This is a genomic window from Curtobacterium sp. APC 4022 (assembly GCF_030407555.1).
Lineage (GTDB): Bacteria > Actinomycetota > Actinomycetes > Actinomycetales > Microbacteriaceae > Curtobacterium.
Genome location: NZ_JASDDD010000080.1, coordinates 1 through 2849, shown reverse-complemented (window position 1 = coordinate 2849; position 2849 = coordinate 1). Strand labels below are relative to the sequence as shown.

Below are 2849 nucleotides of genomic sequence, written 5' to 3'. Positions count from 1 at the left end.
ATCGCGCGCCCCGTCGTGACAACGACGACCGTCCGCGTCGTTTCGACCGTGACGACCGTGCCCCGCGCAGCTTCGACCGCACCGACCGCGCGCCCCGTCGGGACAACGACGACCGCCCGCGCCGCTTCGACCGGGACGAGCGCGCTCCGCGCAGCTTCGACCGCAACGACCGCACCGACCGCGCTCCCCGTCGTGTCAACGACGACCGCCCGCGCCGCTTCGACCGGGACGAGCGCGCTCCGCGCAGCTTCGACCGCAACGACCGCAACGACCGCGCGCCCCGTCGTGACAACGACGACCGCCCGCGTCGTTTCGACCGGGACGAGCGCGCTCCCCGCAGCTTCGACCGCACCGACCGCCCCACCGAGCGCACCCCGTTCGTCCCCGCGGACGACGTCAAGCTCGAGAAGCTGCAGGCCGAGGCGACCATCGCCGCCGACGTCGACGGTGTGACCTTCGGCGACCTCGGCATCGGCGGCAACATCTCCCGCGCCCTCGCCGAGCTCGGCGCAGCGAGCCCGTTCCCGATCCAGGCCGCGACGATCCCCGACGTGCTCGCCGGCAAGGACGTCCTCGGCCGCGGCCGCACGGGCTCCGGCAAGACCATCGCGTTCGGCGCCCCGCTCGTCGAGAAGCTCATGGAGCACGGCGGCGGCACGAAGCGCAAGATGGGCCGCGCCCCGCGTGCGCTCATCCTCGCGCCGACCCGCGAGCTCGCCCTGCAGATCGACCGCACGGTGCAGCCGATCGCCCGCTCGGTGGGGCTCTTCACGACGCAGATCTACGGCGGTGTCCCGTACGGCCGTCAGGAGGGTGCGCTCGAGCGCGGCGTCGACATCATCGTCGGCACCCCGGGTCGCGTGCAGGACCTCCTGAACAAGGGGAAGCTCGACCTCAGCGAGGTCGTCATCTCCGTCCTCGACGAGGCCGACCACATGTGCGACCTCGGGTTCCTCGAGCCGGTGCAGGAGATCCTCCGCGCCACCGCCGAGGTCACCCCGCAGGGCAACCGCGCGCAGAAGCTGCTGTTCAGCGCCACCCTCGACACCCAGGTCGCGGCGCTCGTCGAGCAGTTCCTGCACGAGCCGAGCGTGCACGAGGTCGCGGGTGAGGACCAGGCGTCCTCGACCATCGACCACCGCGTGCTCGTGGTCGAGCAGCGCGACAAGGACCGGGTCCTCGAGGAGCTCGTCGCCGGCGAGGGCAAGACCATCGTCTTCGCCCGCACCCGCGCCTACGCCGAGCGGCTCGCCGAGCAGTTCGAGGACGCCGGCATCCGCGCGACCTCGCTGCACGGCGACCTCAACCAGTCGCGCCGCACGCGCAACCTGTCGCTGCTCACCAGCGGCCGGGTGAACGTGCTCGTCGCCACGGACGTCGCCGCGCGCGGCATCCACGTCGACGACATCTCGCTGGTCGTGCAGGCCGACGCGCCGGACGACTACAAGGCGTACATGCACCGCTCCGGCCGCACCGGTCGTGCCGGCAAGGAGGGCACGGTCGTCACGATCGTCCCGCGCAGCCGTCGCCGGAAGATCGAGGGCATCCTCGAGCACGCCGAGATCGAGGCGGACCTCGTCGAGAGCGGCCCCGGCGACCGCATCCTCGCGGAGCTCGCCGCGCGCTGACCCCGCGACACGACGGCGTCTGCCCGAGACGCCGTCGAAGCGCCGAGACGCCGCCGGATCCGGCGGCGTCTCGGCGTTGACGCGGCGTCTCGATGCCGCGGACGCACCACGTGACGGACGGGAGGCCCGGTACCAGCTGGTACCGGGCCTCCCGTCCGTCTGTCGTCGCGTCGCGCGACCCGCTTCAGCGGTTGAAGAACAGCACCCCGCGCGCGTAGCCGGCCTGTCCGGCGTGCTGGACGCAGTCGTCGAGGATGCTGACGAGGCGGGTGCCGACGGTCACGGGCGGGTCCCAGGCCTCGTCGACGACGGTGTCGAGGTCCTCGGGCGACAGGGTGTGCAGGTAGGCGACCGTGCGCTCGTGCACCGCGCCGAGGTAGCCGTTCAGCAGCTCCGCGGACGCCCGCACCCGACCGACGTCGTCACGGGACATGCCGTACCCGAGCGCCTCGGCGGGGAACGGCAGGCCGAACCGCTCCACCCAGCCGTCGGCGGTCCAGACCTGCTCGGAGTCGGCGAGGTCGGCGATCTGGGAGTCCTGCCCGCGTGCGATGTGCCAGGCGAGCCAGGCGAGCGTGTTCGCACCGGCGGCCGGGCGGGAGGCGAGCTGGTCCTCCGACAGGCCGTCGACGGCACGCCCGACGGTCTCGGGGACGCGGGAGAAGGCTTCGACGAGGAGTTCGGCGGGGGTCATGTCCCCGACGCTACGCCCGCCCGGGTTCAGACGCTGGTGGCTCCGGAGTGACGCTCGAGTGCCGCGCCGAACAGCGAGAACTGCGTCGCCAGTCGAGCGCGGTCGGCCGGGGCGACGACCTCGCGGACGGCAGCCGACCAGACCGCGCTGATCTGCTGCGCGACGGCCGCACCCGAGGGGGTGAGGTGCAGCAGCACGCTCCGGCGGTCGGTGGGGTTCGGGCGCCGCTCGAGGTGGCCGTGCCGCTCCAGACGGTCGATGAGCGAGGTGGTCGCTCCGGTCGAGAGCCCGAGGTACTCGCCCGCCTGCTTCGGGGTGGCGCCGCCGGTGGCCGTCTCGAGGAAGAACACCAACCGGGTGTCGGTGGCGTTGAGTCCCCGGGCGGCGCTCTCGCGGGTCAGCACCCGCGCGTTCTGGGTCTGGAAGCGACGGAACGCTGCCATCAGGTCGGTGAGGTCGTCGCCGTCCCCGGACGCCGCGACCACGGGTGGGGTGGGGGCTGCACCGGGGAGCGGGGCGGCGACGAC

At 73.1% G+C, this 2849-nt stretch carries 3 protein-coding genes; 1 reads left to right on the top strand and 2 read right to left on the bottom strand.

Annotated elements, in window-relative coordinates:
- The coding region (locus tag QL987_RS16255; RefSeq protein WP_290158670.1) for a DEAD/DEAH box helicase at positions 1–1628 on the top strand (1628 nt) is incomplete at its 5' end.
- Positions 1629–1812: 184 nt separating this feature from the next.
- Here the strand turns inward: QL987_RS16255 and QL987_RS16250 are convergent.
- Both QL987_RS16250 and QL987_RS16245 read right to left on the bottom strand, forming a co-directional pair.
- Positions 1813–2322, bottom strand: a complete 510-nt coding sequence (locus QL987_RS16250; RefSeq protein WP_290158668.1) for a DinB family protein — start codon at positions 2320–2322, stop codon at positions 1813–1815.
- Positions 2323–2348: 26 nt separating this feature from the next.
- On the bottom strand, positions 2349–2849 hold a 501-nt coding region (locus QL987_RS16245; RefSeq protein ID WP_290158666.1), incomplete at its 5' end, for a MarR family transcriptional regulator.